The sequence below is a fragment of the Streptomyces sp. MspMP-M5 genome (assembly GCF_000373585.1).
In the GTDB taxonomy this organism is placed as follows: Bacteria; Actinomycetota; Actinomycetes; order Streptomycetales; family Streptomycetaceae; genus Streptomyces.
The window spans coordinates 257,071-281,411 of sequence record NZ_KB891896.1 but is presented as its reverse complement, the minus strand read 5'-3'; the positions used below and the strand labels follow the sequence as shown (position 1 = coordinate 281,411).

The following is a 24,341-nucleotide window of genomic DNA, read 5'->3' as shown; positions in this document are numbered from 1 at the left end:
GTGGTGCGTCAGGGCGTGAGGACGAGCTTGCCCAGGGTGGAACCCGACTCGATGAGCCGGTGGGCCCGGGCTGCCTCGGCGAGCGGCAGGGTGTGGGCGAGGTGCACCCGCAGCGCGCCGGAGTCGGCCAGGTCCGCCAGTGCCGCGAGGCCCACCTGGTCCGGCTCGGCAGTCACGCCCAGGCACCGCAGTCCGCGGTCGGCCGCCGCACGCGCCAGCTCCGCGTTGCGCATCTCGACGATGGTGACCAGGGTGCCGCCCGGCCGCAGCACGTCCAGGGAGCGCAGCGCGGTGTCACCGCCCACGGTGTCGAGGACGACGTCCACGTCCCGGACGGCGTCCGCGAAGTCCGTGGTGCGGTAGTCGATCACCTCGTCGGCGCCCAGCTCCCGGACGAAGTCGGCCTTGGCGGCGCTGGCGGTGGTCAGGACCTCGGCGCCGCGGGCCCTGGCTATCTGGAGCGCGAGGTGGCCGACGCCGCCCCCGCCGGCGTGGACCAGGACCCGCCGCCCGGTGTCGAGACCGGCCGCGTCCACCAGCGCCTGCCAGGCGGTCAGTCCGGCGAGCGGCAGCGCGGCGGCGTGCGGATGGTCCAACGCCTCCGGTTTGCGGGCCAGTTGACGGGAGGGCGCGGTGACGTACTCGGCGTAGCCGCCGGCGGCCCGCGGCATGAGCGGCATGCCGAAGACCTCGTCGCCGACGGCGAACCGGGTGACTCCGGGAGCCACCTCCTCGACCACGCCGGAGACGTCCCAGCCGACGACGAACGGCGGTTGCCCCAGCAACGGGATGGTGCCGGAGCGGACGTGCGCGTCGATGGGGTTCACGCCGGCCGCCCGCACCCGCACCAGGACCTCGTTGAGCAGCGGCCGCGGGCGGTCGGCCGCGGCCGGCTCCAGCACCTCGGGGCCGCCGAACGACCGCTGGGTGACGATGCGCATCCGGGCGGCCGGCACCGGGTGTTCGGCCGTCACCGGGCGTCCGCGATCAGCTCGTCGAGGGTGCTGCCCTCGGGGACGGCCTGTCCGACGTCCCAGTGCTCGGCCAGTCTGCCGTCCGCGATCCGCCACAGGTCCACCACGATCACCGGCGGGGCGTCGGGGGCGACCCGGACGACGCCGTGGGTCCACACCTGGTCGCCCTCGGCGAGCACGCGGTGGACGGTCAGGGTGAAGTCGGGGAAGGGCGTGGCGGCGTGCTCCCGGAAGCTGTCGACCGTGCGGTCCGGGCCGACCCCGGCCCCCGGGTGATGGTTGGTGAAGTCCTCGGTGAGCAGCCCACGCGCCCGGTCGAAGTCCTTCTCGTTGTAGAAGAGGCGGATGAACTCGGCGACGAGTTCCTTGTTCGCCGTCAAGGAGCCGGACTGCATCGGCGGTTTCCCTTCCTCGTGCCTCGCTGACGTTCCTTCGTCCGCTGGCATTCCTACGTGCGCTGACATTCCGTCGTTCTTCGTTCCGTCGTTGTTCGGTGCGTCATTCCTTGATGCCGACCACGATCGAATCCGGGCCGACGAGGTGCTCGCTCCAGGTGCGGCCGAAGCCCGCCTCGGCCATCCAGTCGCGGCACTCGCGTGCGGTGTAGCCGAAGCCTCCGTCGGTGACCGCGCGCATGGTCAGGCTCATCAGCAGGGCGAAGGCGTTCTCGGACCGGTCGTCGTCGATGAGCGAGTCGTAGACGACGACCGCGCCGCCCGTGGGCAGGGCCTGCCATGCCTTCTTCAGCAGCAGCCGCTTCTTCTCCAGGTCCCAGTTGTGCAGGATGTGGCCGAAGGTGAAGGCGTCGGCCCGGGGGAAATCATCGGCGAAGAAGTCGCCGCCGGCGAACGTCAGCCGCTCTTTCAGGCCATGGGCCCGGACGTACTCGTCGAAGACCGGGCCGACCGCCGGCAGGTCGAAGCCGACGCCGGTCAGGTGCGGGTTGGCCAGCAGGACCTGCACCGCCAGGTCGCCCTGGGCGGTGCCCATGTCGGCCACGGTCCGGTAGTCCCGCCACGGCACCTGGCGGGCGATGGCGCGGTTGGCGGTGTGGCTGATGCCGGTCATGGACGCCAGGAACTGCTTCAGGCGCACGGGGTCGGCGTAGAGGGCGTCGTAGGTGTCCAGGTCGCTGGACTGCGACTCGTCGTGCGGCCGTCCGGTTCGCAGGGTGTCGGTCAGATGGTGGTAGATGCCGTACAGCCGGGAGTTGGCCATCTCCAGCAGGCCGCCGAGGTGGGCGTAGTCCGGCTTGTCACGGTCGAGGAAGGCGTCGGTGTCGGCGGCGTTGTGGTAGACGCCGTCCACCCGCCGCAGCAGGCCCAGCGCGACCAGGGTGTCGAAGAAGTCCTGTGCCGCGCGCGGGTGCAGGCCCAGCCGGGCGCACAGCGCCGGGCCGTCCGCGGGGCCCTTGGCGAGTGCGGTGAACACGCCGAGTTCGACGGCGCTCAGCAGCGTCTTGGACGCCTGGAAGCCCATGCCGAGTTCGAGGATGCGGTCGGGGGTCGGTCGGGGCTGGCTCACGGGGTGCTCCTTGAGGTGAAGAGGGACCGGGCGTAGGCGCGGGCCGTCGGCTCGATCTGGAGGGCCTGGTGGGTGGCGATGGCGTTGACGTCGCGCCAGAAGCGCTGGAGGGGGCCGCCGGCGGCCTGGCCGCTGGTCCCCGCGGTGCGGAAGATCCGGTTCACGGTGCCGGCCAGCGTATCGATGGCGAAGGCGCTGTCCCGGGCATTGCGGGCGACCTGTGCCGGGGTGATCCGGTCGCCGGCGTCGGCCAGGTCCGCGATGCGCTCCAGCAGGAGCTGGACCGCGTCGATCTCGGCGGCGCTGCGCGCCAGCACGGTCTCGTAGGTGCTCTGGTTGTCCAGAGCACCCGGTACGCCGGGCAGGACGGGGACGTCGTGGAGCTTCCGGCCGAGGTGGTGGGTGAGCAGGGCCAGGGCGCCGCGGGCCGCGCCGAGGGCCGGGACGACGAAGGTCAGGCCGTTGACGGCGGGCAGCGGTGCGAGGCCGGCGGTCGGCTCGCCGGGTTCCGCCGGGCGGCCGGCGAAGAGGGCCGCCCGGTCGCCGATCCGGTGCGCGGGGACGAGGACGTCCTCCAGCACCACGGTGTTGCTGCCGGTGCCCTGCATGCCCACGCTGAACCAGGTGTCCTCGGCCCGGCACTGTGCGCGCGGGACGGCCACCAGCGTCAGGCGCGGGCCGCCGCGGGCCAGCAGTTCCTTGGCGCAGACGATGACCCAGTCGGCGCACTCGATGCCGCTCATGTACGGCCAGCGGCCGGAGACCCGCAGCCCGCCCGCCTCGCCGACCGCCTCGCCGAACGGGATGACCGAGCAGACCACGGCGGCGTCGGGCCCCTCGGCCCAGATCTCCTGCCGGCCCTCGGCGGGGAAGAACGACACGAACCGGGGGGAGCTGGCGAAGAGGGAGGCGCACCAGGCGGTGGCCGTGCAGGTCTCGCCGAGGGTGGTGACCGCGGCCGTCAGTTCGCGGAAGGTGCCGGCGCGTCCGCCGAACGCGGCGGGGACGAAGTGCCGCATGAATCCGGCCTCGGTCAGGGCCTTGGCCACGTCGGGGCCGAGCCGGCGTTCGCGTTCCATCTGGGCGGCCAGGCCGGCGGCCCGTTCGGCGACGGCCGCGGCGGCCGTCGGCAGTGACTCGCGCACTGGGTGCATTCTCATCATCCTCGATCGGTTCGGCGCAGGACGTAGTCGGCGGGGTCGGCGGTCCGGGTCAGGCGCCAGTACTCCTGGGCGGAGTAGGGCCAGTTGGTGGCCGAGCGGCCGTTGGCGCGGTACCAGCCGCCGACCGACGACCAGCCCCAGGCGCGGTGGGCGTTCCCGGTGTCGATCCAGCGGTTGTAGGCGTCGTGGGTCTCCCGGCGGACCTCGACGGCGCGGTGTCCGCCGGCCAGCATGAGCCGGAGGACGTCGAGGACCTGGGTCATGGCGCACTCCGAGAAGTAGACGATGCTCCCGCCCTGGCCGACGAGGTTGGTGTTCGGCCCGTACAGGCAGAACAGGTTGGGGAACGCGGGCACGGTGATGCCCAGATAGGCCCGGGGGTCGCCGTGCCAGGTCGTGTGCAGGTCGGCGCCGTCCCGGCCGGTCACGGTCATGGGGGCGAGGAAGCGGGACGCCTGGAATCCGGTGGCGTAGACGACGGCGTCGACGGCGTGTGCGGTGCCGCCGGCGATCAGTCCGGTCGGCGTCACCCGGTCGATCGGCGCGGTCACCAGGCGGACGTCGTCCCGCCGGAGCGTGGCCAGCCAGCGGCCGTCGTCGCGCAGCACGCGCTTGGCGCCGACCGGGTAGGCCGGTGTCACGGCGTCCAGCAGCTCGGGGGCGTCGGGCAGTTGGGCCGCCATCGACCGCAGCAGGCCGGTGCGCAGTTCCTCGTTGAGTGCGGAGACCGCGCGCTCGGTGGGCGGGTGGCCGGGGTCGACGATCCAGCCCTCCAGGATGCCCCGCAGGCCCGGGGCGAGGAGCCAGAGGCGGTACCACTGGGTGTAGTAGGGCAGGTGCTCGCACAGCCATCGGGCGCCGTCCGGCATCGGGTGGCGGTAGTGCGGGGTGGGCCGCAGCCACGGCGGGTTGCGCATGAAGACGACGACCTCGGCGGCCGTTCCGGCGAGTTCCGGGACGATCTGGAAGGCGCTGGCGCCGGTGCCGACGACGGCGACCCGCCGGCCGACGAGGTCGACGGTGTGGTCCCAGGCGGCGGAGTGGAAGGCGGGGCCGGCGAAGCTGTCCCGGCCGGGCAGGTCGGGGAGTTGGGGCCGGTTGAGCTGGCCCACGGCGCTGATGACGGCGTGGTGGGTGACGGTGCGCGGGCCGTCCGGCCCGCGGAGGTCGAGGTGCCAGCGGGCCGCGTGCTCGTCCCAGCGCAGGGCGGTGACCTCGGTGCCGAGGCGCATGTGGTCGGTGAGCCCGGCCTCCTTCGCGAAGTCGCGGAGGTAGTCCAGGACGACGTCGTGGGTGCAGAAGTGGTCGGGCCAGTCGGGCCTGGGGGCGAAGGAGTAGTTGTAGAGGTGACTGGCGACGTCGGTGCGGCAGCCGGGGTAGGTGTTCTCCAGCCAGGTCCCGCCGACGTCGGGGTTCTTGTCGTAGAGGACGAACGGGATGCCGGCCTGGGCCAGGCGGTGGCCGGCCAGCAATCCGCTGAACCCGGCGCCGATGACGGCGACATGGAAGTCGCGGTCCGGGGCGAGCTGCCGGAGCGTCCAGTCGGGGGCCCTGGGGTCCTGGGCGGGGAGCACGATCTCCTCCGCGAGCAGCGGCAGGAGGTCGTCGGTGTCGGCGCCCATGGCCCAGGTGGTGATCGTGCGCAGCAGCTCCCGGTCCGGTGGGGCGGGCGGGGTGGCGGGGCCGCGGTCGCGCAGCCGCAGCAGGATCTGCACGGCCCGTTCGCGGGCGGCGGCCTGCTGTTCCTCGGTCAGCCCGCCCTGCGGCGCGAACAGCCAGCCGGGGGCACGGAGTTCGGCGCCCAGCACCGAGGGGTCGCCGGTCAGGTGCGCGAGCGTCATCAGCAGCGCGGGGACGTCCGCGCCGGCCAGGTGCCGCCGCAGGGTCTCCGCGTCGCCGGTGGGCGGGGGGAACAGCCTGCTGAACGCCATGGGTCAACCGCCTTCGCAGTAGGTCAGCGCGCCGGGCTGATCGTGGTGAACTTCCGGTCGACGTAGACGGCGGGGGCTCCGTGGTCGGCGAGCCGGTGGTCGACGACCTTGCCGACGAGGATGACGTGGTCCCCTGCCTCGTGCCGCCCGTCGACCAGGCAGTCGAGGGTGGCCAGGGCGTCGTCGACGACCACGCCGCCGCGCGCGGTCCGGGTGAAGCCGCCGGCGGCGAACTTCTCGGCCGTACGGGTCGCGAAGCGCCGGGCCAGCTCGGCGTGGTGCCGGCGGAGCACGCTGACCGCGAACTCCCCGCTGCGTTCGAACACCCGGAAGCAGCGCGCGGACCTGGCCACGCAGATCAGCACCAGCGGCGGGTCCAGCGACACCGAGCACAGGGAGCCGATGGTCAGGCCGTGCGGTTCGCCGGCCTCGTCGCAGGTGGTGGCGATGGCGACGCCGGTGGGGAAGCGGGCCATCGCGTCCTTGAAGTCGTGGGTCATCGCGTGCACCGCGGTCAACCCGCCGGGTGCGGGGTGCCGTTGACGAGGTCGAGGACCGCGCGCGGGGTGGTCAGTTCGGCGATCCGCTCGTCGGGGATCTGCACGCCGTACTCGGACGTGATCCGGGCGGCGGTCTCCAGCATGGCCAGCGAGTCGTAGCCGAGGCTGGTGAAGTCCGCGTCCAGGATGTCGCCGGACAGGCTGTCGTCGTCGGTGGCGCCCGCGCAGTCGATCAGCAGGCGGCGGAGGTCGTCGAGGGTCATCTGGGGCATGGTGCACTCCTTGAGAGGGTGTGGGCGGGTCGGTGGCGGGTCACGGTGTGCGGGTGGTTCGGACGACGAGGGCGCTGTTGAAGCCCCATCTGCCGCGGGCGAGCACGAGGGCCGCCGACAGCGGACCGGGCCGGGGGGCGCCCCGCACCAGGTCCATCTGGTACTCCTCGGGCACCTCGGTCGTGCCGGCGGTCGGCGGGATCACGGCGTCGCGGAGGGACAGCAGGGCCGTGCAGACGTCCACCGGGCCGCCGCCGGAGTAGAGGCGCCCGGTCAGCGTCTTGGGGGCGGTCACCGGCACGCCGCGCGGTCCGAAGAGGCCGCTGAGGGCCTCGGCTTCGGCGCGGTCGAGGTCCGGTACGCCGGCGGCGTCGGCGAACACCACGTCGATGTCGTCGGGCGTCAACCCGGCGTCGGCGAGGGCCAGTTCCGCGGCACGGCGCAGGCCGGGCGGGCGCGGCGAGCCCGGTGGCGGGTCGAAGGTGGTGGCGTGTCCGGCGATCTCGCCGTGGAGGCGGGGGGCGCGGCGGGCGGCGGCCGCGCCGGCGGCCTCCAGGACGAGGATCGCGCCGCCCTCGCCGGGGACGTAGCCGCGGGCGTGGGCGTCGAAGGGCAGATAGGCGCGGTGCGGGTCGGTGGCGGTGCTCAGTCGCCCGCCGGAGATCTGGGACACCCAGCCCCAGGGGTCCAGTGCCGAGTCGACGCCGCCGGTGACGACCATGGGCGTGCCGCGCAGGACGGTGCGGCGGGCGTGGCCGAGGGCGTCGAGTCCGCCGGCCTGTTCGGCGACGAGCGCGCTGCCGGGGCCGCGGAGGCCGTTGCGGATGGAGATCTGCCCGGTGTTCACCGCGTAGAACCAGGCGTAGGACTCGTAGACGCTGACCGCACCGGGGCCCTGGGACCAGAGCTTGTGGAACTCGCGGTGGGTGAACTCGAAGCCGCCGGAGGCATTGGAGGTGACCACGCCCATGTCGTAGTCGGCGAAGGCGCCCGGCTCGATCCCGGCGTCGGCCAGTGCCCAGTCCGCGGCGACCAGGGCGTACCGGGTGGAGACGTCGGTCTGCGGCAGGAGGCGGCTGGGCAGGTGGTCCGCCGCGTCGAAGCCGTCGATCTGGCCGGCCAGTCGGGCCGGGTAGCGTGCGGCGTCGAACCGGGTGAGCGTGCCGATGCCGCTGCGGCCTTCGAGGACCGCCGCCCAGTACTCCTCCAGGCCCAGGCCGTTCGGGGTGATCAGTCCGATGCCGGTGACGTGGACGGGTTCCCGCTGCGCTGTCATGTCCGGGCACCCCCGGCCCGGCGCAGGACCATCGCGCTCTGGAAGCCGCCGAATCCGCTGCCGACCGTGAGCACGTTGCGGAGTTTCCGTTCCCGGGCGGTGCGCGGGACGTAGTCGAGGTCGCATTCGGGGTCGGCCTCGTGGAGGTTCGCGGTCGGCGGTACCACCCCGTTTTCGAGCGCCAGGGCGCAGGCGGCGATCTCGATCGAGCCGATGGCGCCGAGGGAGTGCCCGACCATGGACTTGATGGAGCTGACCGGCGCCCGGTAGGCGTGGTCGCCCAGGCTGCGTTTGTAGGCGGCGGTCTCGTGGCGGTCGTTCTGCTTGGTGCCGGAGCCGTGGGCGTTGATGTAGTCGATGGCGGTGGGGTCGATCCGGGACTCGTCCAGGGCGACGCGGATGGCCTCGGCCATCTCCCGGCCGTCGGGCTTGAGCCCGGTCATGTGGTAGGCGTTGCAGCGCGAGGCGTAGCCGGTGATCTCGGCGTAGATGTGCGCGCCGCGCCGCCGGGCGTGCTCGTGGTCCTCCAGGACGAACAGGGCGGCGCCCTCGGCGAGGACGAAGCCGTTGCGGGTCCGGTCGAAGGGCCGGGAGGCGTGCTCGGGGTCGTCGTTGCGTGCGGTGGTCGCCTTGATGGCGTCGAAGCACGCGACGACGATCGGGGTGATGGGGGTGTCGGAGGCGCCGGCGAGCATGACGTCCGCGCTGCCCTCCCGGATCAGCTGGCAGGCGTGCCCCACCGCGTCGATGCCCGAGGTGCAGCCGTTGGAGACCATCGTCACCGGGCCCTCGGCGGCGACGGTCCACGCCACCTCGGCGGGCATCGCGCTGGGCATCAGGTAGTCGAACATGTGCGGGGACAGGCTGCCGTGGTCGACCAGCCAGTTCCGTCCACTGTCGGACAGGACGAGGTACTCCTGCTCCAGGCTGGTCGCCGCGGCCACCGCGCTGCCCAGGCTGACCCCGACCCGGCCGGGGTCGAACGCCTCGAACTGCAGCCCGCTGTCGGCGATCGCCTCCCGTGCGCACACCACGGCGAACTGCGACGCGCGGTCCATGCGGCGGATCTCGCGCGGGGAGAGCCCCTCGTGCACCGGGTCGAAGTCGGCCTCGCCGGCGACCTGGGAACGGTAGGGGGACGGGTCGAAGAAGGAGATGCGGCGGGTGGCGGTGCGGCCCGACGTCAGCAGCTTCCAGAACGCCTTCGCGCCGTCTCCGCCCGGCGTCCGCACCCCGATGCCGGTGATCACCACGCGGCGCGTCATCGCACACCTCCCGTCGTCCTCGAAGCTGCCGAGTCGGTCATGACGATCCCCTTTCGTCGGAAGCGCACGGCGCCGGCTGACGGGTCCGTCGCGGCGCGGCGCACCAAGACGTCCGGCAGGTTCCGGGCGGCTGCTCGGACGTCGCTCGAAGGCCGGTGGTATGCGGCTCGCCCCGGGCGGGGCGGCCGGCCGGGTTCGAGCAAGGTCCAAGCCATCTGCGAACGGGCGGCGCAAGCGTGCCGGGCGCCGGCCGCCGTTGTCGCGGTGACCGGGTCCGCACCAGCCGAGCCACCGAGCCGAGGAGCGCACCAGGATGGACGACCTGAGGTCAACCACGCTGCCGGCGGCGGCCGGGGACGTCGCCGCGGCGGCGGCCCGCTGCGCGGCCGCCGCCGAAGCCGCCCGCCGGCTCGACCCCGACGTGGTCAAGGCCCTGGTCGCGGCGGGTTTTCCACGCCACTTCGTGCCGGCCGGCCACGGCGGGCGANAGGGNACGTTCGTGGAGCTGCACCGCGCGGTGACCNCGGTCGGCGAGGGCTGCACCGCCACCGCCTGGTGCGCGTCGCTGGCCGCGCACGTGTCCCGGATGGCCGCGCACCTGCCCGCCGAGGGCTGCCGCGAGATCTGGGCCGACGGCCCGGACGCCCTGCTGGTCGCCGCGCTNTCCCCGGTCGGCACGGCCGAGCCGGTGCCCGGCGGCCACCGGCTGTGCGGCACCTGGCCGTTCGTCAGCGCCATCGACCACGCCGACTGGGCTCTGCTGTCCGCCATGGCGCGCACCGGCGGCGAGCCCCAGCCGCGGCTGTTCGCGGTGCCGCGCAGCGCCTGGCGGACCGTCGACAGCTGGCAGAACATGGGCATGGCGGCCACCGGCAGCAACACGGTGATCGTCGAGGACGTGCTGGTCCCGGCGGCCCGCTCGATCAGCCGGGAGGACCTCTTCGCGGGCCGGGCCGCCGCCTCCAAGGCGCCCTGCCACGCGGTGCCGATGCAGTCCACGACGATGATGTTCGCCTCCCCCGCGCTGGGCGCCGCCAAGGGAGCGCTGGCATCCTGGATCGACCACGCCACAGCCAAACTCCGGGGCGCGGCCCGCCGTTCGGGACCCGTGCCGGACGGTATGCCGACCGTCGACCGCACCTCCTACGACATGGTCCTGGCCCGCTGCGCCGCCGAGATCGACGCCGCGGACCTGCTGCTCGAACGGGCCTCGGCCACGGCGGACGCCGGCCCCGGCATCGACGGACCGGCGACCATGCGCAGCTGGCGCGACTGCGCGATGGCCACCGACATCCTCGTCGGCGTGGTCAACCGCCTGCTCCGCGCCGTGGGCACCAGCGGCCAGTCCGCGACCCACCCGGTGCAACGCTTCTGGCGCGACGTCAACTCGGTGGCCGGGCACCAGGCACTCCAGCTGGAGTCCGCCGCCACCGCCTATGGGCGGACCGTCTTCGCGCTCTGACCGCGCGGCCGCGCCGCCGGACGCCCGCGCCCGGCGCACCGTCGCCACCCGCCCGCACCCACCACGTCTGCGAAGGGGTCCCATGACCACCACGACCAACCCCCGCCCGCCCGCGGTCTCCCCGGAGGAACTGGTCGGGGCGTGGGAGCTGATGTCCTATGTCACCGTCGAGGAGAGCGGCGCCCTGAGCGAGGGCCCCCTGGGCCCGGACCCGCGAGGGCTGTTGCTCTACAGCGCCGACGGCCGGGTGGCAGTGAGCATGATGCGCGGGGACCCGCCGCCGTCCGGCCGGGAGGGGCCGGCTGCGCGGTTCATGGGATACGCCGGGACGTGGCGGCTGGACGGGAAGCAGGTCGTCCACCAGGTCGTGGTGAGTTCGCACGCATACCTGGTCGGCACCCGGCAAACACGCCAACTGACGCTCGAGGGGCCGGTGTTGACGCTCTCCGGTTCGGCGGGCGCCGCCGGCGGGCCGCCGCAGCAGCGCGTGCTGATCTGGCGACGAGCGGCGGGAGGCCGGCCGTGAGCTACGGCTTCGACCCCGAACTGGCGCCCTTCGCGGCGCGGATGCGGCCGCTCGACTACGCCGATCCGGCGGGGGCGCGGGCCGGGCTCCGCGAGGTGATGTCCAGTCAGCCGGTGTACGAGCCGGGGTCCCGGGTCGCGGTGGAGGACCGCCGGGTCCCGGTGCCCGGCGGGCCCGCGGTGACCGTACGGCTGTACCGGCCGCTGGACCGCCCAGGTCCGCGGCCGGCGCTGGTCTTCCCGCACTGGGGCGGTTTCCTCACCGGCGACCTGGAGACCTCGCGGACGGCCGCCACCCGGATCGCCGATCTGGTGGGCGCGGTGGTGGTGTCCCCCGACTACCGGCTCGCGCCCGAGCACCCCTTCCCCGCCGGTTTCGAGGACTGTGCCGCCGCGCTGGAGTGGACCGCCGCGCACGCCGCCGCGCTGGGGGTGGACCGCGCCCGGATCGGCGTCGGCGGTTTCAGCGCGGGCGGCGGGCTGGCCGCCGCCCTCGCCCTGCGGTCCCGCGACCGCAAGGGGCCGCCGGTGCGCTTCCTCTATCTGCTCTTCCCGCAGCTGGACGACCGCCTGGCGACCGTCTCCGCCCGGGAGTTCGTGGACACCCCGATGCTCGACCGCGGCAATCTCGTACTGAGCTGGCGGCACTACCTCGGCGGCCGGGAGCCCTCGCCGTACGCGGCGCCGGCCCGGGCCGGGGAGCTGGGCGGGCTGCCGCCGGCCTTCGTGGGGGTGTGCGAGTACGACCCGCTCCGGGACGAGGGCATCGCCTTCGCCCAGCGGCTGACCCGGGCCGGTGTGCGGACCGAGCTGGTGCACTATCCGGGCACCTTCCACGGGTCCGTGGGCGTCGCGCACGCCGCGGTCTCCCGGCGGATGGTGGCCGATCAGATCGACGCACTCCGCCGGGGACTCGGCACCTGAACCGCCTACCGGCGGTCAGGTCAGCGACCTGGCCCGGTGCAGCAGGAGCGTGTGCGTGGCGACGCGCTGCCCGAGGTGGGACGCGGTGAGCAGGTCGGACTTCTGCATCGCGTCCGGGCCGGAGTCGCCGGGCGACTGGGCCATCGCGCCCAACCAGCCGCCGAGGCGGTTGAGTTCGCCCTCGCCCGACCCGGGCAGCAGGTCGAGGTTGACCCAGTGCATGCCGTGCTGGGCGGCCAGCACGGTGAAGTACTGCAGGGTGTTGAGCTTGTCGCCGCTCATCGCACCGGAGCTGGTGAAGCCGGCGGCCACCTTGTCCTTCCAGGTCTGTGCGTACCAGCGTCCGCTGGTGTCGTGGGCGAAGGTGTGGAAGGCCGGGCTCGCCGAGCCCATGTAGGTGGGCGCGCCGAAGACGATGGCGTCGGCGGCGTCCAGCGTGGCCCAGCGCTCCTCGGTGAGCGCGTCGACCGAGATCATCTCGACGGCGGCCCCCGCCACCGAGGCCGCGCCGTCCCGGACGGCCTCGGCCATCCGGGCCGTGTGCCCGTATCCGCTGTGGTAGGCGATGACGACGGACACCGAGCTGTCGGACATGTGTTTTCCCCTCGTGATGGCACGTTCGACGGGGCGCGCCCAGCGCGCACCCGTGTCTCCCCGACGCCCGCCCGGCATGGAGCGGCGCGTCCTGCCCCCAGCCTTGCAGTTCGGCCCGGAACGGCGCACTGCTCGAGCGGGCTGTTCCACCTGACCGAAAGGACTGCCCGTCCGTAGCCGTTTGCGAATATCCGGGCAAAATCCGTGCCGCCCGGCGCGGAGAGCAGGTTCGGCAAATAACTGCACTGGTAATTTATGCGATGTGACCGGGGTCACGCCGACCATGGTGGTTTCGGGACGTTCCGTCGGTTACCTTGCCAGGAAAGTGATTCGCCGCTGCCCGCACGGAATGTGTGGGTCCGAGGCGACGGGGGTTGCAAGGGTCGGCCGATCCGACGAAGCCATTGATCCATTGTCGACGCATTGCATTCGAAAATGGAATCAACGCCTCCACGGATTTCGCTGATCAATTAAGGGGGAAAGTCAGTGAAGTTCAAGCTGCTCGGACAATTCGAGATCGTGTCGGGCAACGGCAGGTCGTTCTTACTGAGCAGGTCGAAGGTGAGCCAGCTCCTGGGACTGCTGCTGGTCCAGAACGGCGAGACGGTCGGCGTGGACACGCTGATCGAGGAACTGTGGGGCGAGCACGTCCCGCGCAGCGCGTCCACCACACTCCAGACGTACGTCTACCACGCCCGGAAGATCTTCGCGGAACTGCCGGACGGTCAGGCGGTCCTGGCCACCAGGCCGGCCGGCTATGTCATCCAGGTACCCGACGACGCGATCGACGTCGCCGTCTTCGAGCGGCTCGTCCAGCAGTCCAGGCGGCTGCTGGAGAACGGGCGCGCGGAGGCGGCGCTGGACCGTCTCGACGAGGCGCTCGCCCTCTGGCGGGGGCCGGTGCTCGTCGGCATGATGCTCGGCAGCGTCCTCGACGCCCACCTCACCTACCTCAACGAACTCCGGTTCGCGGCCACCGAGTTGCGCATCGAGGCCAACCAGCGCCTCGGGCGGCACCAGGAGCTCATCCCGCAGCTGCGGCTGCTGGTCGCCGCGAACCCGCTGAACGAACGGCTGCACGCCCAGCTCATCACCTCGCTGCACAAGTGCGGGCGGCGGGCCGAGGCCCTGCAGGCGTACCAGAGCCTGTGGCGGACGCTCGACCTGGAGCTGGGCGTCGAGCCCGCGCGCGAGGTGCAGCTCCTCCAGCACGCCATGCTGAGCGAGGGGAGCGCGGTGCCGGACCGGTGCTGAGCGGCCGCGCGCCGGACCCGGCCGGAAGGCGGTCGGGCCCGGCGCCGCGGCGCAGCGGGCCGGGTCGCCGAAAGAGGTGCGCACCGGGCGCGGCTCAGTCGAGGAGGGCCACCACCCGCGTCCAGCCGGCGCCGGCACCGGCGACGGCGACCGGGAAGCAGGCGACCGTGAAGCCGGTGGCCGCGGGCAGGTCGGCGAGGTGGGCGAGCTTTTCGAGCTGGAGGTACTCCCGGGTCCGGCCGTAGAGATGGGCGGGCCACAGGTGGCCGCGGTCGCCGGTGCGCCGGTAGTCCTCGATCATCGACCGCATCGGCCGGTCCAGGCCCCAGGCGTCGATGCCGATGACCCGCACCCCGCGCTCGACGAGGAAGCGCGTCCCCTCACCGGTGAGTCCGGCGTAGTCGGTGAGATAGCGCTCCGAGCCCCACAGCGCGTCGGCCCCGGTCCACAGCAGGACGAGGTCGCCGGGCCGCAGTCGGTGCCGGGCCGCGGCCAGCGCCTGCTCCAGCGCGTCGACGGTGATGCCCTCGCCGGCCGGCACGTGGCGCAGGTCGAGCCGGACGCCGGGTCCGAGGCACCACTCCAGCGGCACCTGGTCGATGCTCTTCGCCGGGCGGCCGCCGCTGAGCGGGCCGTAGTGCAGGGGGGCGTCCATGTGCGTGCCGGTGTGCGTGGTGAGCGTGACGGTCTCGTTCGAGATCGCCATGCCGTCGGGGAAGTCCGCCGGCGTGAGGCCGAGCACGGTGGTGGCCGCCTCGTGGTCGAGCACCTCCACCGTCACCGGTGTGGCCTCGCTGGGGGTGTCCCGGGTGGTCACGCTGAGGTCGATGAGGCGGGTCACACCGCTCCCCCCTCACCGGCCGGCCGGTCCGCGTCGGTGGTGCGCATGGGCACTCTCCTGTCCTCCAGGCAGCGAATTCGCGCCAGCGTCGGCCACCCGAATCGAATATCGCTCGGATATGCCATGGGCGCGCCTAGCGGAACTACGGGCTCCAGAAGTAAACACCGGCGGGAATCGTGGTACGGCTCCCCGGGGTGTGCAAAGATGCGCCCGACGCGCGGGGGCACCGCGGGGAACCGCGCCGGAACAAGATCCGAGAAGCAAGATCCACAACGGAAAAGCGAGCACCGGAGGGGGAATCGGCATGCAGGCCGATCAGGAAGAGGCGTTCACAAATCCACGGGAATTCGGTCCCATGACCGTCGGGCCGGACGACCGACGGTATCTGGATCTTGTTTCCGGATTCAATCGGCGCTGGCAGGCCGCGCCCGACGGTATTCGTCTGGTCGGATCCACCGGGCAGGTCGTGCGGGCCGTCCAGGAGGCGGTCGACACCGGAAAGCGCCTCTCCATCCGCAGCGGCGGCCATTCCTACGGCGACTTCACGTACAACAAGGACGTGGACATCGTCGTCGACCTCTCGATGATGGACGACATCTCCTACGACCCGCACCGCAGGGCGTTCGCCGTCCAGAGCGGCGCCCAGCTGGGGCACATCTACGAACGGCTCTTCCGCGGCTGGGGCGTGACCCTGCCCGGCGGGGTCTGCCCGTCGGTCGGCATCGGCGGCCATGCGACCGGAGGCGGACACGGGCTGCTCTCACGGCAGTTCGGCTATGTCTGCGACCTGATCGAGGCGGTGGAGATCGTGGTCGTCGACCGCCACCGCAGGGCCCGCGCCGTGATCGCCTCCCGGGAGGATTCCGGCGAGCTGCACGACCTGTGGTGGGCCTGCTCCGGGGGCGGCGGCGGCAGCTTCGGCATCATCACCCGGTTCTGGTTCCGCTCCCGCGACGCGTCCGGGCACCGTCCGGAGCACCAACTCCCCCGCCCGCCGCGCGAGGTGCTGATCAGCACGGTCTTCGCCACCTGGGATCAGCTCGACCAGGCCGCCTTCACCCACCTGGTCCGCAACCAGTGCCAGTGGTACGTGGAGAACAGCGCGCCCGGCTCGCCGGCCGAGGCGCTGTGCGGTCTGCTCTTCCTGCAGCATGTGTCGAGCGGCGGGATCGGCCTGCTCACCCAGGTCGACGCCGCGGCGCCGAACGCGGAGAAGCTGTTGGAGGAGTACCTCGGCACGGTGACCGCCAACACCGGCCTGACCGGGCCGTTCCCGTCCCGCCGGCTGCCCTGGCTGGCCTCGACCGTCACCATCGACACCAGCAACCCCACGGTCGAGACCAACGCCACCCTGCGGGCCGCGGTCAAGCACGCCTTCCTGCGCGAGGCGTTCACCGAGGAGCAGTGCGCCCTCATGTACCGGCAGTTGACCCGCCGGGACTACGTCAACACCAGCCCCGGTTCGGCGCTCATCCAGCTCGGCGCGATGGCCGGCGGCCGGATGAACGCGCCGGCGCCCTCCGACACCGCGCTGTTCCAGCGCCGTTCGGCGACCGTGGCGCTCTTCGAGACGTTCTGGACGGAGACGGCCGAGGACGACAAACACCTCGGCTGGCTGCGCGAGCTCTACGGCGGGGTCTTCGCCGGGACCGGCGGCTACCCCGTCCCCGGCGACCGCTACCAGGGCTGCAACATCAACGCGCCCGACCTGGACATCCTCGACCCCGCGTACAACACCTCGGGCGTGCCCTGGCACACCTTCTACTTCGGCGAGAACTACCCCCGCCTCCAGCGCACCAAGGCCCGTTGGGACCCGACCGACGTCTTCCGGCACTCGCTGTCGGTCAAGGCCGTCTGACGTTCCATCAGGACCGGGCCGGTCGCGGGCATCCGCCCCGCGGCCGGCCCGACACGGTTTCGAGCGGTCCTCAAGCCCCCCGGCCCAATTTGGCCGCATGGATGCCACACACGCACAGCACACCGAGCACAGCCGGATCGTCGCCGCCCCGGCGGCCACGCTCTACGGCCTGGTGGCCGACGTCACCCTGTGGCCGGCCCTCTTCGGACCGAGCGTCCACGTCCAGCACCTGGAGCGCTCCGAGCACGCGGAGCGCTTCGAGCTCTGGGCGACGGTGAACGGAGCGGTCACCCGCTGGGTCTCCCGCCGAACCCTCGACCCGGACCGGCTGCGGGTGACCTTCGCCCAGGAGGTCAGCCGCCCGCCGTTCGCGTCGATGGGCGGGGAATGGCTCTTCCGCGAACTGCCGGGCGGGCGCACCGACGTGGTGCTGCGGCACTCCTTCACGCCCGCGGACCCCGGCCGGGAGGCGGTGGCACGGGCGGTCGCCGCCCTGGACCACAACAGCTTCGCGGAGCTGGCGGCCCTCGCCCGGATCGCCGAGCTGGGCCACCCCGTCGCGGACCTCGCCTTCTCCTTCAGCGACCGCGTCGAGCTGCCCGGCGCGCCCGCCGACGCCTATGCGTTCATCGCGCAGGCGGACCGGTGGGCCGAACGGCTGCCGCACGTCGCCCGGGTCAAGCTCACCGAACCGGCCGAGGGCGTCCAGGAGTTGGAGATGGACACCGTGACGGCGGACGGGGCGGGCCACACCACACGTTCGGTACGGGTGTGCCGTCCGCCGGAGTGGATCGCCTACAAGCAGCAGCTCCCCCCGAAGCTGCTGCTCGGCCACAGCGGCCTGTGGACCTTCGCCGACGGCCCCGACGGCGCGGTGCTCACCTCCCGGCACACGGTCCTGCTCGATCCCGACGCGATCACCGAGGTCCTGGGTCCGGGCCGCGGCCTGGCCGACGCCCGGGACGCGGTGCGCACCGCGCTCGGCCGCAACAGCGCCACCACCATGGCCCACGCGGCGCAGCACGCGGCCCGCGCCCGCCGGTGAGCACGGCGGACGCGGGCCGGGGGTGCGCGGCGGTCAGGGCGCGAGCAGCAGCCGGTCCTGCCTGACCTGCCGGGACCTGTTCAGCAGGGCGCCGTCGACGCGGACCAGCACATCGGTCACCAGACAGCTCGGCCCCAGCCGGCTGTCGACGCCGGGCCGGGTGTCGACCACCAGGGCGTAGAAGGTGGCGCGCAGCGAACCGTCCTGCTGCGGGTCGACGACGAGCATGTCGAACCAGTGCCGGCGGACGACCGGGTCGTCGTCGAAGCGCCGGTGGAACTCCCGCAGCTCGACGACGATCCCGGCCCGCGTCCGGGCCAGTTGGCCCGGTGTGTGGCTGAACTCGCCGTCCTCGGTGAACGTGGCCGCGAACGCCTCGAAGTCGCGCCGGTCCATGAGCTGCATCTGTCGTGCGTAGAAGTGCTGGACCTCGGCGTAGAGCGCGGTGAGGTCCTGGGGCGCTGTCATCGGCTTCTCCTCCGGAACGCGGCAGGGGGACGGCCGCCACCGTGGCCGGGGCGGCTCGCAACTCGCTCGCGGATCGCCTGCAGACTCCTGGGACGCGTCCAGACGCGTCCCAGCGGTCTTCGAGCGGCCCCGGCCAGGGTGACGCCCGTCCCGGACACCGCCCGAGTGCCCCCTGTGGGAGGAGCAGACCATGACCCGTACCGACCGGCATGTCGTCATCACCGGTGCCACCAGCGGCATCGGCCTGGCCATCACCGAACGGCTCGCGCAACTGGGCCACCGCGTCTACGTCTGCGCACGGCGGGAGGACGTGCTCGCCGACCTCGTCGCGTCCCTCCGGGGCAAGGGCCTGGAGGTGGACGGAAGCCCCTGTGACGTGGCCGTGCCGGAGCAGATCCGCGGTTTCGTCCGCGCCGCCGTCGACCGGTACGGCCCGGTGGACATCCTGGTCAACAACGCCGGCCGCAGCGGGGGCGGCGCCACCGCGGAGATCCCCGACGAGCTGTGGTTCGACGTCATGAACACCAACCTCAACAGCGTCTTCCTCATGACGAAGGCCGTGCTGACCACCGGCGGGATGCAGGGCCGGGACTGGGGCCGGATCATCAACATCGCCTCCACCGGCGGCAAGCAGGGCGTCGTCCACGCCGCCCCCTACTCGGCCTCGAAGCACGGCGTGGTGGGCTTCAGCAAGGCGCTCGGCCTGGAGCTGGCGCCGACCGGCATCACCGTCAACGCCGTCTGCCCCGGCTTCGTGGAGACCCCGATGGCCGAACGGGTGCGGGAGCACTACGCCGGCATCTGGGGAGTGACGACCGGTGAGGCGTTCGACCGCATCACCACCCGGGTGCCGATGCGCCGCTACGTGGAGACGGACGAGGTGGCCGCCATGGTGGAGTACCTGAGCGGCGACCGGGCCGGCGCGGTCACGGCCCAGGCCCTCAACGTCTGTGGTGGACTGGGGAATTACTAGGATCGGTCCGGCGATTGGGCCACGAGCGGGCACCACCACCGAGTGCGGAGGGCGCAGCATGACCGACGGACGGCACCACGACGAGACGGCACTGGTGACGGGGGCCAACAAGGGCATCGGCCGGGAGATCGCCCGCCGGCTGGCCGCCGAGGGGATGACCGTCTACCTCGGTGCCCGCGACGAGCGCCGCGGCCGGGAGGCGGAGCGCGCGCTGGCCGGCGAGGGCCTGGACGTCCGCTTCGTGCAGCTGGACGTGACCGTGCAGGCGCAGATCGACGCCGCGGTCCGGCGGATCGAGGAGGCGAGCGGCCGGCTGGACGTACTGGTCAACAACGCGGGTGTGGTCGTGGAGTGGGGCGTCGAGGTGTCGGAGGTCACCGCCGCGCACATGCGGACGGCCTTCGACGTCAACGTCTTCGGGACCGTCGCGGTGACCCAGGCGTGCCTGCCGCTGCTGCGCCGCTCGCCCGCCGGCCGGGTGGTCAACCTCTCCAGCCCGCTGGGCTCGCTGACCTACCTCAGCGATCCGGACCATCCGATCTCCACCCGCGGGCTGCTGCCGTACAGCGCGTCCAAGGCGGCGCTCAACGCCGTCACGGTGGTGTACGCCAACGCGCTGCGCGAGGCGGGCATCACGGTGAACGCGGCCAACCCGGGGCTGGTCGCCACCGACCTCAACTCCCGCTCCCCCTTCGACCGCGGCGGCCGCGGCCCCGAGGAGGGCGCCGAGGTCCCGGTGCGGCTCGCGCTCATGGGCCCGGACGGGCCGACCGGAACCTTCCGCGGCAGCATGGACGGCGCGGTGGAGGAAACGGTGCCGTGGTAGCCCGCTCCCCCGCCGGCCGGGGCCGGATCGATCAGGTCAGGTCGAACTCGCCGGCGCGGGCGCCCAGGACGAAGCCGCGCCACTCGGCGGGGGTGAAGATCAGCGCCGGTATCTCCGGGCTGCGGCCGTTGCGCATCGCCACGTAGCCCTCGACGAAGGCGATCTGGACGTCGCCGCCCACACCGCGGGTGCTCGTCTGCCACTCGGCGCCGGCCAGGTCGAGTTCGGGCCTGGGCCCGCCTGCCAGCCGCTGGTCGATGATGCTGTCGGCCACCTATCCACTCCTCCCGCTCGTCGTCCGTGGCCAGGGTAACGACTGGGCCCGGGGACGGACAGAGGACGTCCGGCGGGCGCCGGGGGGTCAGCCGGTGGGGGCCTCGGAGCCCACCAGCCACATCGAGAAGAACTGCGCGCCGCCCCCGTAGGCGTGCCCCAACGCCCGCCGGGCGCCGGACACTTGGTGCTCGCCGGCCCGGCCGCGCACCTGGAGGGCGGCCTCGGCGAAGCGGATCATTCCGGAGGCGCCGATGGGGTTGGTGGAGAGCACTCCGCCGGAGGGGTTGACGGGCAGGTCGCCGTCGAGTTCGGTGACCCCGGACTCGGTGAGCTTCCAGCCCTCGCCCTCCGCGGCGAAGCCCAGGTTCTCCAGCCACATCGGCTCGTACCAGGAGAACGGGACGTACATCTCGACGGCGTCGATCTGGCGGCGCGGGTCGGTGATCCCGGCCTGGCGGTAGACGTCGGCCGCACACTCCTTGCCCGCGAGCGGGGAGACGAAGTCCTTGCCGGCGAAGAGGGTGGGTTCGCTGCGCATGGCTCCGCCGTGCACCCAGGCCGGCGGGTGCGGGGCGCGGGCGGCGCCGGCCCGGTCGGTGAGGACCATGGCGCAGGCGCCGTCGGAGGAGGGGCAGGTCTCGGAGTAGCGGATCGGGTCCCAGAGCATCGGCGAGGACTGGACCTTCTCCAGGGTGAGGTCGTGCTCGTGGAGGTGGGCGTAGGGGTTCTTCAGGGCGTTGCGGCGGTCCTTGTAGGCGACGAGGGAGCCGATGGTGTCGGGGGCGCCGGTGCGCCGTATGTAGGCGCGGACGTGCGGGGCGAAGAAGCCGCCGGCGCCGGCCAGCAGCGGCTGCTGGAAGGGGACCGGCAGCGACAGGCCCCACATCGCGTTGGACTCGGACTGCTTCTCGAAGGCGAGGGTGAGGACGGTGCCGTGCACCCGGGCGGCGACGAGGTTGGCCGCGACCAGGGCGGTGGAGCCGCCGACCGAGCCGGCGGTGTGCACCCGCAGCATCGGTTTGCCGACGGCGCCCAGCGCGTCCGCGAGGTACAGCTCCGGCATCATCACGCCCTCGAAGAAGTCGGGGGCCTTGCCGATGACGACCGCGTCGATGTCGGACCAGTTCAACTCGGCGTCGTCCAGGGCGCGTCGGGCCGCTTCCCGGACGAGTCCGGCGATCGAGACGTCGCGCCGGGCGGCGACGTGCTTGGTCTGGCCGATGCCGACGACGGCCACCGGCTCCTTCGCGGTCGCTGCGTTGCTCATCGCTCCCCCTCCAGGACGGCGACCAGGTTCTGCTGCAGGCACGGCCCCGAGGTGGCGTGCGCCAGGGCGCGGTGCGCGTCGCCGCGCCGGATGGCGGCGGCGGCCTCGCCGAGGCGGATCAGCCCGGCGGCCATCACGGGGTTGGCGGCCAGCGCGCCGCCGGACGGGTTGATGCGGACCGTGCAGCCGGGTGCGTCGAGGCGCAACGCACGGCGCAGGACGACTTCCTGGGAGGTGAACGGGGCGTGCAGCTCGGCGAGGTCGGCGGGCGCGTCGAAGGCCCCGGCGCGTTCGGCGGCGAGCCGGGTCGAGGGCGAGTCGGTCAGGTCGCGGACGCCCAAGCCGTGCGCCTCGATGCGGTGGTCCAGGCCGCGGATCCAGGCGGGGCGGTCGGTGAGGCGGCGGGCGGTGTCGCCGGCGGCGAGGATCACCGCGGCGGCGCCGTCGACGACCGGCGGGCAGTCGCCGGTGCGCAGCGGTCCGACGACCTGCCGGCCGGGGCCGGTGTCCGCGCCGCCCCGGCTGCGGGCGCCGATTCCGGCCAGTTCGCGGGCGTCGGTGAGGCCGGCCTCGAGCAGGGCCTGGGCCTGGAGGGCGGCGAGCGCCACGGAGTCGGGCCAGAGCGGGGCGACGTAGTACGGGTCGAGCTGGCGGGTGAGGACCTCGCGGAGGTCGCCGGGCGAGGACTTGCCGTACGCGTAGACCAGCGCGGTGTCGGCCTCGCCGGTGAGGAGCTTGACCCAGGCTTCGTACAGCGCCCAGGCGCCGTCCATCTCGACGTGGGACTCGGAGATCGGCGGCCAGGCCCCGACGCCGTCCAGCGCCATGGTGAAGGAGAAGGCGCGGCCGGCGAGGTAGTCGGAGGAGCCGGAGCAGGTGAAGCCGATGTCCCGGGCTTCCAGTCCGGTCTGTGCGAGGACGTCGTGCAGCACCGGCATCAGCATCTCGACCTCGGAGGTCTCGGCGCTGTCCGGGACGTGCTCGCTCTGCCCGAAGGCGACGATGGCGACCTCGCGCACCGGGCCGCGCACTGGCTCGGGCATCAGATCAGCTCCTTGTAGCTGTCGTAGTCGGCGTCGGGCTCGCCGGTGGGGCGGTAGTGGTCGGGGTACCGCGCACCCTCGGTCCAGACGGGCTCCACCCGCAGCCCCATCCGCACCTCGTCGTAGGGGATGCCGCCGATCCGGGCGTGCAGCGCCAGATCGGCGCCGTCCAGGGCGATATGGGCGTAGACGTAGGGCACCTCGATGTCGAGGTTGCGGGCCTTGATGTTGACGATGCAGAAGGTGGTGACGGTGCCGCGGGGGCCGACCTCGACCTGTTCGGCGGTGGCCACCCCGCAGGTGGGGCAGGCGCCACGGGGCGGGACGTACACCTTGCGGCAGGCCGGGCAGCGCTCGCCGAGGGTCCGCCGCTCGGCGAGTCCCTGGATGTAGCGGGACTGGGTGCGGCCGGGCGCGTAGATGTAGTCGAGCCGGGCCGGCGCGACGATCCCGGTGACCGGCTCGGCGAACTGACCGCTGTGCGGGCGTGGTTGGTAGAAAGCGGTCCCTGCGGGAATATCCCCCCGCCCGTCCGCGTTGTGGCCCCGCAGGGGGGCCTCGTCACCCCTACGGGATCCGTTCGCCCCCACCCTAGGTGCCCCCGCCCCCTCCCCCGCCGCCGCCTCGGCGGGCTCCCCCGCCCCCTCCCGCGCGGGCTCGAAGCAGGCGATGTCCCCGATGGCGCCGGTGCGTTCGGCGGCCCAGCGGATCCGGACGCGCATGCCGGTGCGCACCGTGTCCGGGCCGGGGGCGTCGAGGGCGTGCAGCAGGGCGGTGTCGGCGCCGTCGAGCCGCACCAGGACCCAGGCGAACGGCGTGGCCAGCGGCTGGCCGCGGCGCGGGGACGGGTTCCAGGCCCAGCTGGTGACGGTGCCGGCCGGGGCGACCTCGACCAGGTCGCGCAGTTCGTCGGCGGTGACCGGGTCGTACTCGACGGGCGGCACCACCACCCGGCCGTCGCGGGCCCGGACCCCGAGGACGGTGCGTTCGCGCAGTCCGGTGAGGAAGGCGCTCTGGACCGGGCCGAGCGAGCGGGTGAAGGGGAATTCCACGACGAGCGGCGCGGTGAGGACCTCTGACATGGGGGACTCCTCGGTCGGATCGGGTCAGGCGCGCCGGAAGACCGGTGGGCGCTTCTCGGCGAAGGCGCGGGAGCCCTCCTTGGCGTCGGCGGTGTCGAAGACCGGCCAGCCGCGGGCGAGTTCGGCGGCGAGCCCGTCGGCCTCGGTCATCCCGGCGGTCTCGTAGACGGACGCCTTGACCGCCTCGACGGCGAGCGGGCCGCAGGCGTTGATCCGTTCGGCGATCTCCAGGGCCGCCTCCAGCGCGGTGCCGTCGGGGACGACATGGCCGATCAGGCCGATCCGGGCGGCCTCGGGCGCCGGATAGGGGCGGCCGGTGAGCAGCATCTCCAGGGCGTGGGTGCGGGGAATCTGGCGGGCCAGCCGGACGGTGGAGCCGCCGATCGGGAACAGCCCGCGCCGGACCTCGTAGAGCCCGAAGGTGGCGCTCTCGCCGGCGACCCGGATGTCGGTGCCCTGGAGGATCTCGGTGCCGCCGGCGACGCAGTGGCCCTCGACGGCGGCGATCACCGGTTTGCGCGGGCGGTGGTGGCGCAGCATCGCCTTCCAGTGCAGATCGGGGTCGGCCCGCAGCCGGTCCCGGTACGCGTCGCCGGCCAGGCCGCCGCCGGCCAGCGCCTTGAGGTCCATGCCGGCGCAGAAGGAGCCGCCGGCGCCGGTCAGCACGATCGACCGGATGCCGTCGTCGGCGTCGGCGGCGAGCCAGCCGTCGTGGAGGCCGACCAGCATCGGCAGCGACAGCGCGTTCTTCGCCTCCGGCCGGTTGAGGGTGAGCACCAGTGTCGCGCCGGTGCGCGTCACGGTGAGGTGTTCGGTGGCCGCGTCCTCCGGCCGAGCCGGTGCGGTCGCGGCGTGTTCGGTCCCGCCCATTCCGTCCTCCCGTCTCACGACGTAGAACAGGTTGCAGTAGCCGCCCGGCGAGTTCAAGGCTTTTCTGACGCATAGTCAGATTTCTTGTCCGGGCCCCTTCCCTGCGTTCCGCGGCGGCGCTCTAATGA

Annotated in this window: 25 protein-coding genes; 8 read left to right on the top strand and 17 right to left on the bottom strand. The window is 73.0% G+C overall.

Annotation, left to right across the window (positions count from 1 at the left end):
• Nucleotides 1–8: 8 nt before the first annotated feature.
• From B073_RS0120915 to B073_RS0120875, 9 genes are all read right to left on the bottom strand, one after another.
• Entirely contained in the window at nucleotides 9–941 is a 933-nt protein-coding gene (locus tag B073_RS0120915) for an NADP-dependent oxidoreductase (protein WP_026247573.1), read from the bottom strand.
• Between the two features lie 29 nt (nucleotides 942–970).
• A complete protein-coding gene (locus B073_RS0120910) occupies nucleotides 971–1,369 on the bottom strand; it encodes a nuclear transport factor 2 family protein (RefSeq protein WP_018540035.1) in 399 nt (132 codons plus the stop codon).
• A gap of 103 nt (nucleotides 1,370–1,472) precedes the next feature.
• Complete coding sequence (locus B073_RS0120905; RefSeq protein ID WP_018540034.1) at nucleotides 1,473–2,498, bottom strand: methyltransferase; 1,026 nt, start codon at nucleotides 2,496–2,498, stop codon at nucleotides 1,473–1,475.
• Nucleotides 2,495–3,652 (bottom strand): acyl-CoA dehydrogenase family protein, encoded by a 1,158-nt coding sequence (locus B073_RS0120900; protein ID WP_051094104.1) that lies wholly within the window; start codon nucleotides 3,650–3,652, stop codon nucleotides 2,495–2,497. Before B073_RS0120900 ends, B073_RS0120905 begins: the two co-directional genes overlap by 4 nt.
• Nucleotides 3,653–3,657: 5 nt before the next feature.
• Nucleotides 3,658–5,592, bottom strand: coding sequence for a flavin-containing monooxygenase (locus tag B073_RS0120895; protein WP_018540032.1), 1,935 nt, complete (start codon nucleotides 5,590–5,592; stop codon nucleotides 3,658–3,660).
• A 23-nt stretch (nucleotides 5,593–5,615) separates the two neighbouring features.
• The gene (locus B073_RS0120890; RefSeq protein ID WP_018540031.1) at nucleotides 5,616–6,092 is read right to left on the bottom strand and encodes a flavin reductase family protein; all 477 of its coding nucleotides are present in this window, start codon (nucleotides 6,090–6,092) and stop codon (nucleotides 5,616–5,618) included.
• Nucleotides 6,093–6,106: 14 nt separating this feature from the next.
• Complete coding sequence (locus tag B073_RS0120885; protein WP_018540030.1) at nucleotides 6,107–6,364, bottom strand: acyl carrier protein; 258 nt, start codon at nucleotides 6,362–6,364, stop codon at nucleotides 6,107–6,109.
• A gap of 40 nt (nucleotides 6,365–6,404) precedes the next feature.
• Nucleotides 6,405–7,640 (bottom strand): ketosynthase chain-length factor, encoded by a 1,236-nt coding sequence (locus B073_RS0120880; protein WP_018540029.1) that lies wholly within the window; start codon nucleotides 7,638–7,640, stop codon nucleotides 6,405–6,407.
• Nucleotides 7,637–8,905 carry a beta-ketoacyl-[acyl-carrier-protein] synthase family protein gene (locus tag B073_RS0120875; RefSeq protein ID WP_018540028.1) on the bottom strand — a complete coding sequence of 423 codons (1,269 nt, stop codon included), beginning with the start codon at nucleotides 8,903–8,905 and terminating at the stop codon, nucleotides 7,637–7,639. Before B073_RS0120875 ends, B073_RS0120880 begins: the two co-directional genes overlap by 4 nt.
• A 313-nt stretch (nucleotides 8,906–9,218) precedes the next feature.
• On the opposite strand from B073_RS0120875, the gene B073_RS0120870 reads away from it, so the two are divergent.
• The 3 genes from B073_RS0120870 (at nucleotide 9,219) to B073_RS0120860 (ending at nucleotide 11,816) form a co-directional block, all read left to right on the top strand.
• Complete coding sequence (locus B073_RS0120870) at nucleotides 9,219–10,367, top strand: acyl-CoA dehydrogenase family protein (RefSeq protein ID WP_018540027.1); 1,149 nt, start codon at nucleotides 9,219–9,221, stop codon at nucleotides 10,365–10,367.
• A gap of 82 nt (nucleotides 10,368–10,449) precedes the next feature.
• On the top strand, nucleotides 10,450–10,893 hold the full coding sequence (locus B073_RS42850) for a lipocalin-like domain-containing protein (protein WP_018540026.1): 444 nt from the start codon (nucleotides 10,450–10,452) through the stop codon (nucleotides 10,891–10,893).
• Nucleotides 10,890–11,816, top strand: a complete 927-nt coding sequence (locus tag B073_RS0120860; protein WP_018540025.1) for an alpha/beta hydrolase — start codon at nucleotides 10,890–10,892, stop codon at nucleotides 11,814–11,816. The genes B073_RS42850 and B073_RS0120860 overlap by 4 nt, the downstream gene beginning before the upstream one ends.
• A gap of 15 nt (nucleotides 11,817–11,831) precedes the next feature.
• Here B073_RS0120860 and B073_RS0120855 read toward each other — a convergent pair whose 3' ends face one another.
• The gene (locus B073_RS0120855; RefSeq protein ID WP_018540024.1) at nucleotides 11,832–12,410 is read right to left on the bottom strand and encodes a flavodoxin family protein; all 579 of its coding nucleotides are present in this window, start codon (nucleotides 12,408–12,410) and stop codon (nucleotides 11,832–11,834) included.
• Between the two features lie 486 nt (nucleotides 12,411–12,896).
• Between B073_RS0120855 and B073_RS0120850 the strand changes: the two genes are divergently transcribed.
• Complete coding sequence (locus B073_RS0120850) at nucleotides 12,897–13,664, top strand: AfsR/SARP family transcriptional regulator (RefSeq protein ID WP_018540023.1); 768 nt, start codon at nucleotides 12,897–12,899, stop codon at nucleotides 13,662–13,664.
• A 94-nt stretch (nucleotides 13,665–13,758) separates the two neighbouring features.
• Here B073_RS0120850 and B073_RS0120845 read toward each other — a convergent pair whose 3' ends face one another.
• Nucleotides 13,759–14,505: a cyclase family protein gene (locus B073_RS0120845; protein WP_018540022.1), complete on the bottom strand. Its 747-nt coding sequence runs from the start codon at nucleotides 14,503–14,505 to the stop codon at nucleotides 13,759–13,761.
• Between the two features lie 355 nt (nucleotides 14,506–14,860).
• On the opposite strand from B073_RS0120845, the gene B073_RS0120840 reads away from it, so the two are divergent.
• Both B073_RS0120840 and B073_RS0120835 read left to right on the top strand, forming a co-directional pair.
• Nucleotides 14,861–16,363 (top strand): FAD-dependent oxidoreductase, encoded by a 1,503-nt coding sequence (locus B073_RS0120840; protein WP_018540021.1) that lies wholly within the window; start codon nucleotides 14,861–14,863, stop codon nucleotides 16,361–16,363.
• A gap of 97 nt (nucleotides 16,364–16,460) precedes the next feature.
• Entirely contained in the window at nucleotides 16,461–17,408 is a 948-nt protein-coding gene (locus tag B073_RS0120835; RefSeq protein WP_018540020.1) for an aromatase/cyclase, read from the top strand.
• Nucleotides 17,409–17,441: 33 nt separating this feature from the next.
• Here B073_RS0120835 and B073_RS0120830 read toward each other — a convergent pair whose 3' ends face one another.
• A complete protein-coding gene (locus B073_RS0120830) occupies nucleotides 17,442–17,876 on the bottom strand; it encodes a nuclear transport factor 2 family protein (protein ID WP_018540019.1) in 435 nt (144 codons plus the stop codon).
• A 190-nt stretch (nucleotides 17,877–18,066) separates the two neighbouring features.
• Between B073_RS0120830 and B073_RS0120825 the strand changes: the two genes are divergently transcribed.
• Both B073_RS0120825 and B073_RS0120820 read left to right on the top strand, forming a co-directional pair.
• Complete coding sequence (locus B073_RS0120825; protein WP_018540018.1) at nucleotides 18,067–18,849, top strand: SDR family NAD(P)-dependent oxidoreductase; 783 nt, start codon at nucleotides 18,067–18,069, stop codon at nucleotides 18,847–18,849.
• A 58-nt stretch (nucleotides 18,850–18,907) separates the two neighbouring features.
• Nucleotides 18,908–19,675, top strand: coding sequence for an SDR family oxidoreductase (locus tag B073_RS0120820; protein ID WP_018540017.1), 768 nt, complete (start codon nucleotides 18,908–18,910; stop codon nucleotides 19,673–19,675).
• Nucleotides 19,676–19,706: 31 nt separating this feature from the next.
• Here B073_RS0120820 and B073_RS0120815 read toward each other — a convergent pair whose 3' ends face one another.
• The 5 genes from B073_RS0120815 to B073_RS0120795 all read right to left on the bottom strand — a co-directional run bounded on the left by B073_RS0120815 (nucleotide 19,707) and on the right by B073_RS0120795 (nucleotide 24,213).
• Nucleotides 19,707–19,949, bottom strand: a complete 243-nt coding sequence (locus B073_RS0120815; RefSeq protein WP_018540016.1) for a DUF397 domain-containing protein — start codon at nucleotides 19,947–19,949, stop codon at nucleotides 19,707–19,709.
• Between the two features lie 87 nt (nucleotides 19,950–20,036).
• On the bottom strand, nucleotides 20,037–21,218 hold the full coding sequence (locus tag B073_RS0120810) for a thiolase domain-containing protein (RefSeq protein ID WP_018540015.1): 1,182 nt from the start codon (nucleotides 21,216–21,218) through the stop codon (nucleotides 20,037–20,039).
• Nucleotides 21,215–22,261, bottom strand: a complete 1,047-nt coding sequence (locus B073_RS0120805; protein ID WP_018540014.1) for a thiolase domain-containing protein — start codon at nucleotides 22,259–22,261, stop codon at nucleotides 21,215–21,217. Before B073_RS0120805 ends, B073_RS0120810 begins: the two co-directional genes overlap by 4 nt.
• On the bottom strand, nucleotides 22,261–23,343 hold the full coding sequence (locus B073_RS0120800) for a Zn-ribbon domain-containing OB-fold protein (protein ID WP_018540013.1): 1,083 nt from the start codon (nucleotides 23,341–23,343) through the stop codon (nucleotides 22,261–22,263). Before B073_RS0120800 ends, B073_RS0120805 begins: the two co-directional genes overlap by 1 nt.
• A 24-nt stretch (nucleotides 23,344–23,367) precedes the next feature.
• On the bottom strand, nucleotides 23,368–24,213 hold the full coding sequence (locus B073_RS0120795) for a crotonase/enoyl-CoA hydratase family protein (protein ID WP_051094103.1): 846 nt from the start codon (nucleotides 24,211–24,213) through the stop codon (nucleotides 23,368–23,370).
• Nucleotides 24,214–24,341: the final 128 nt, after the last annotated feature.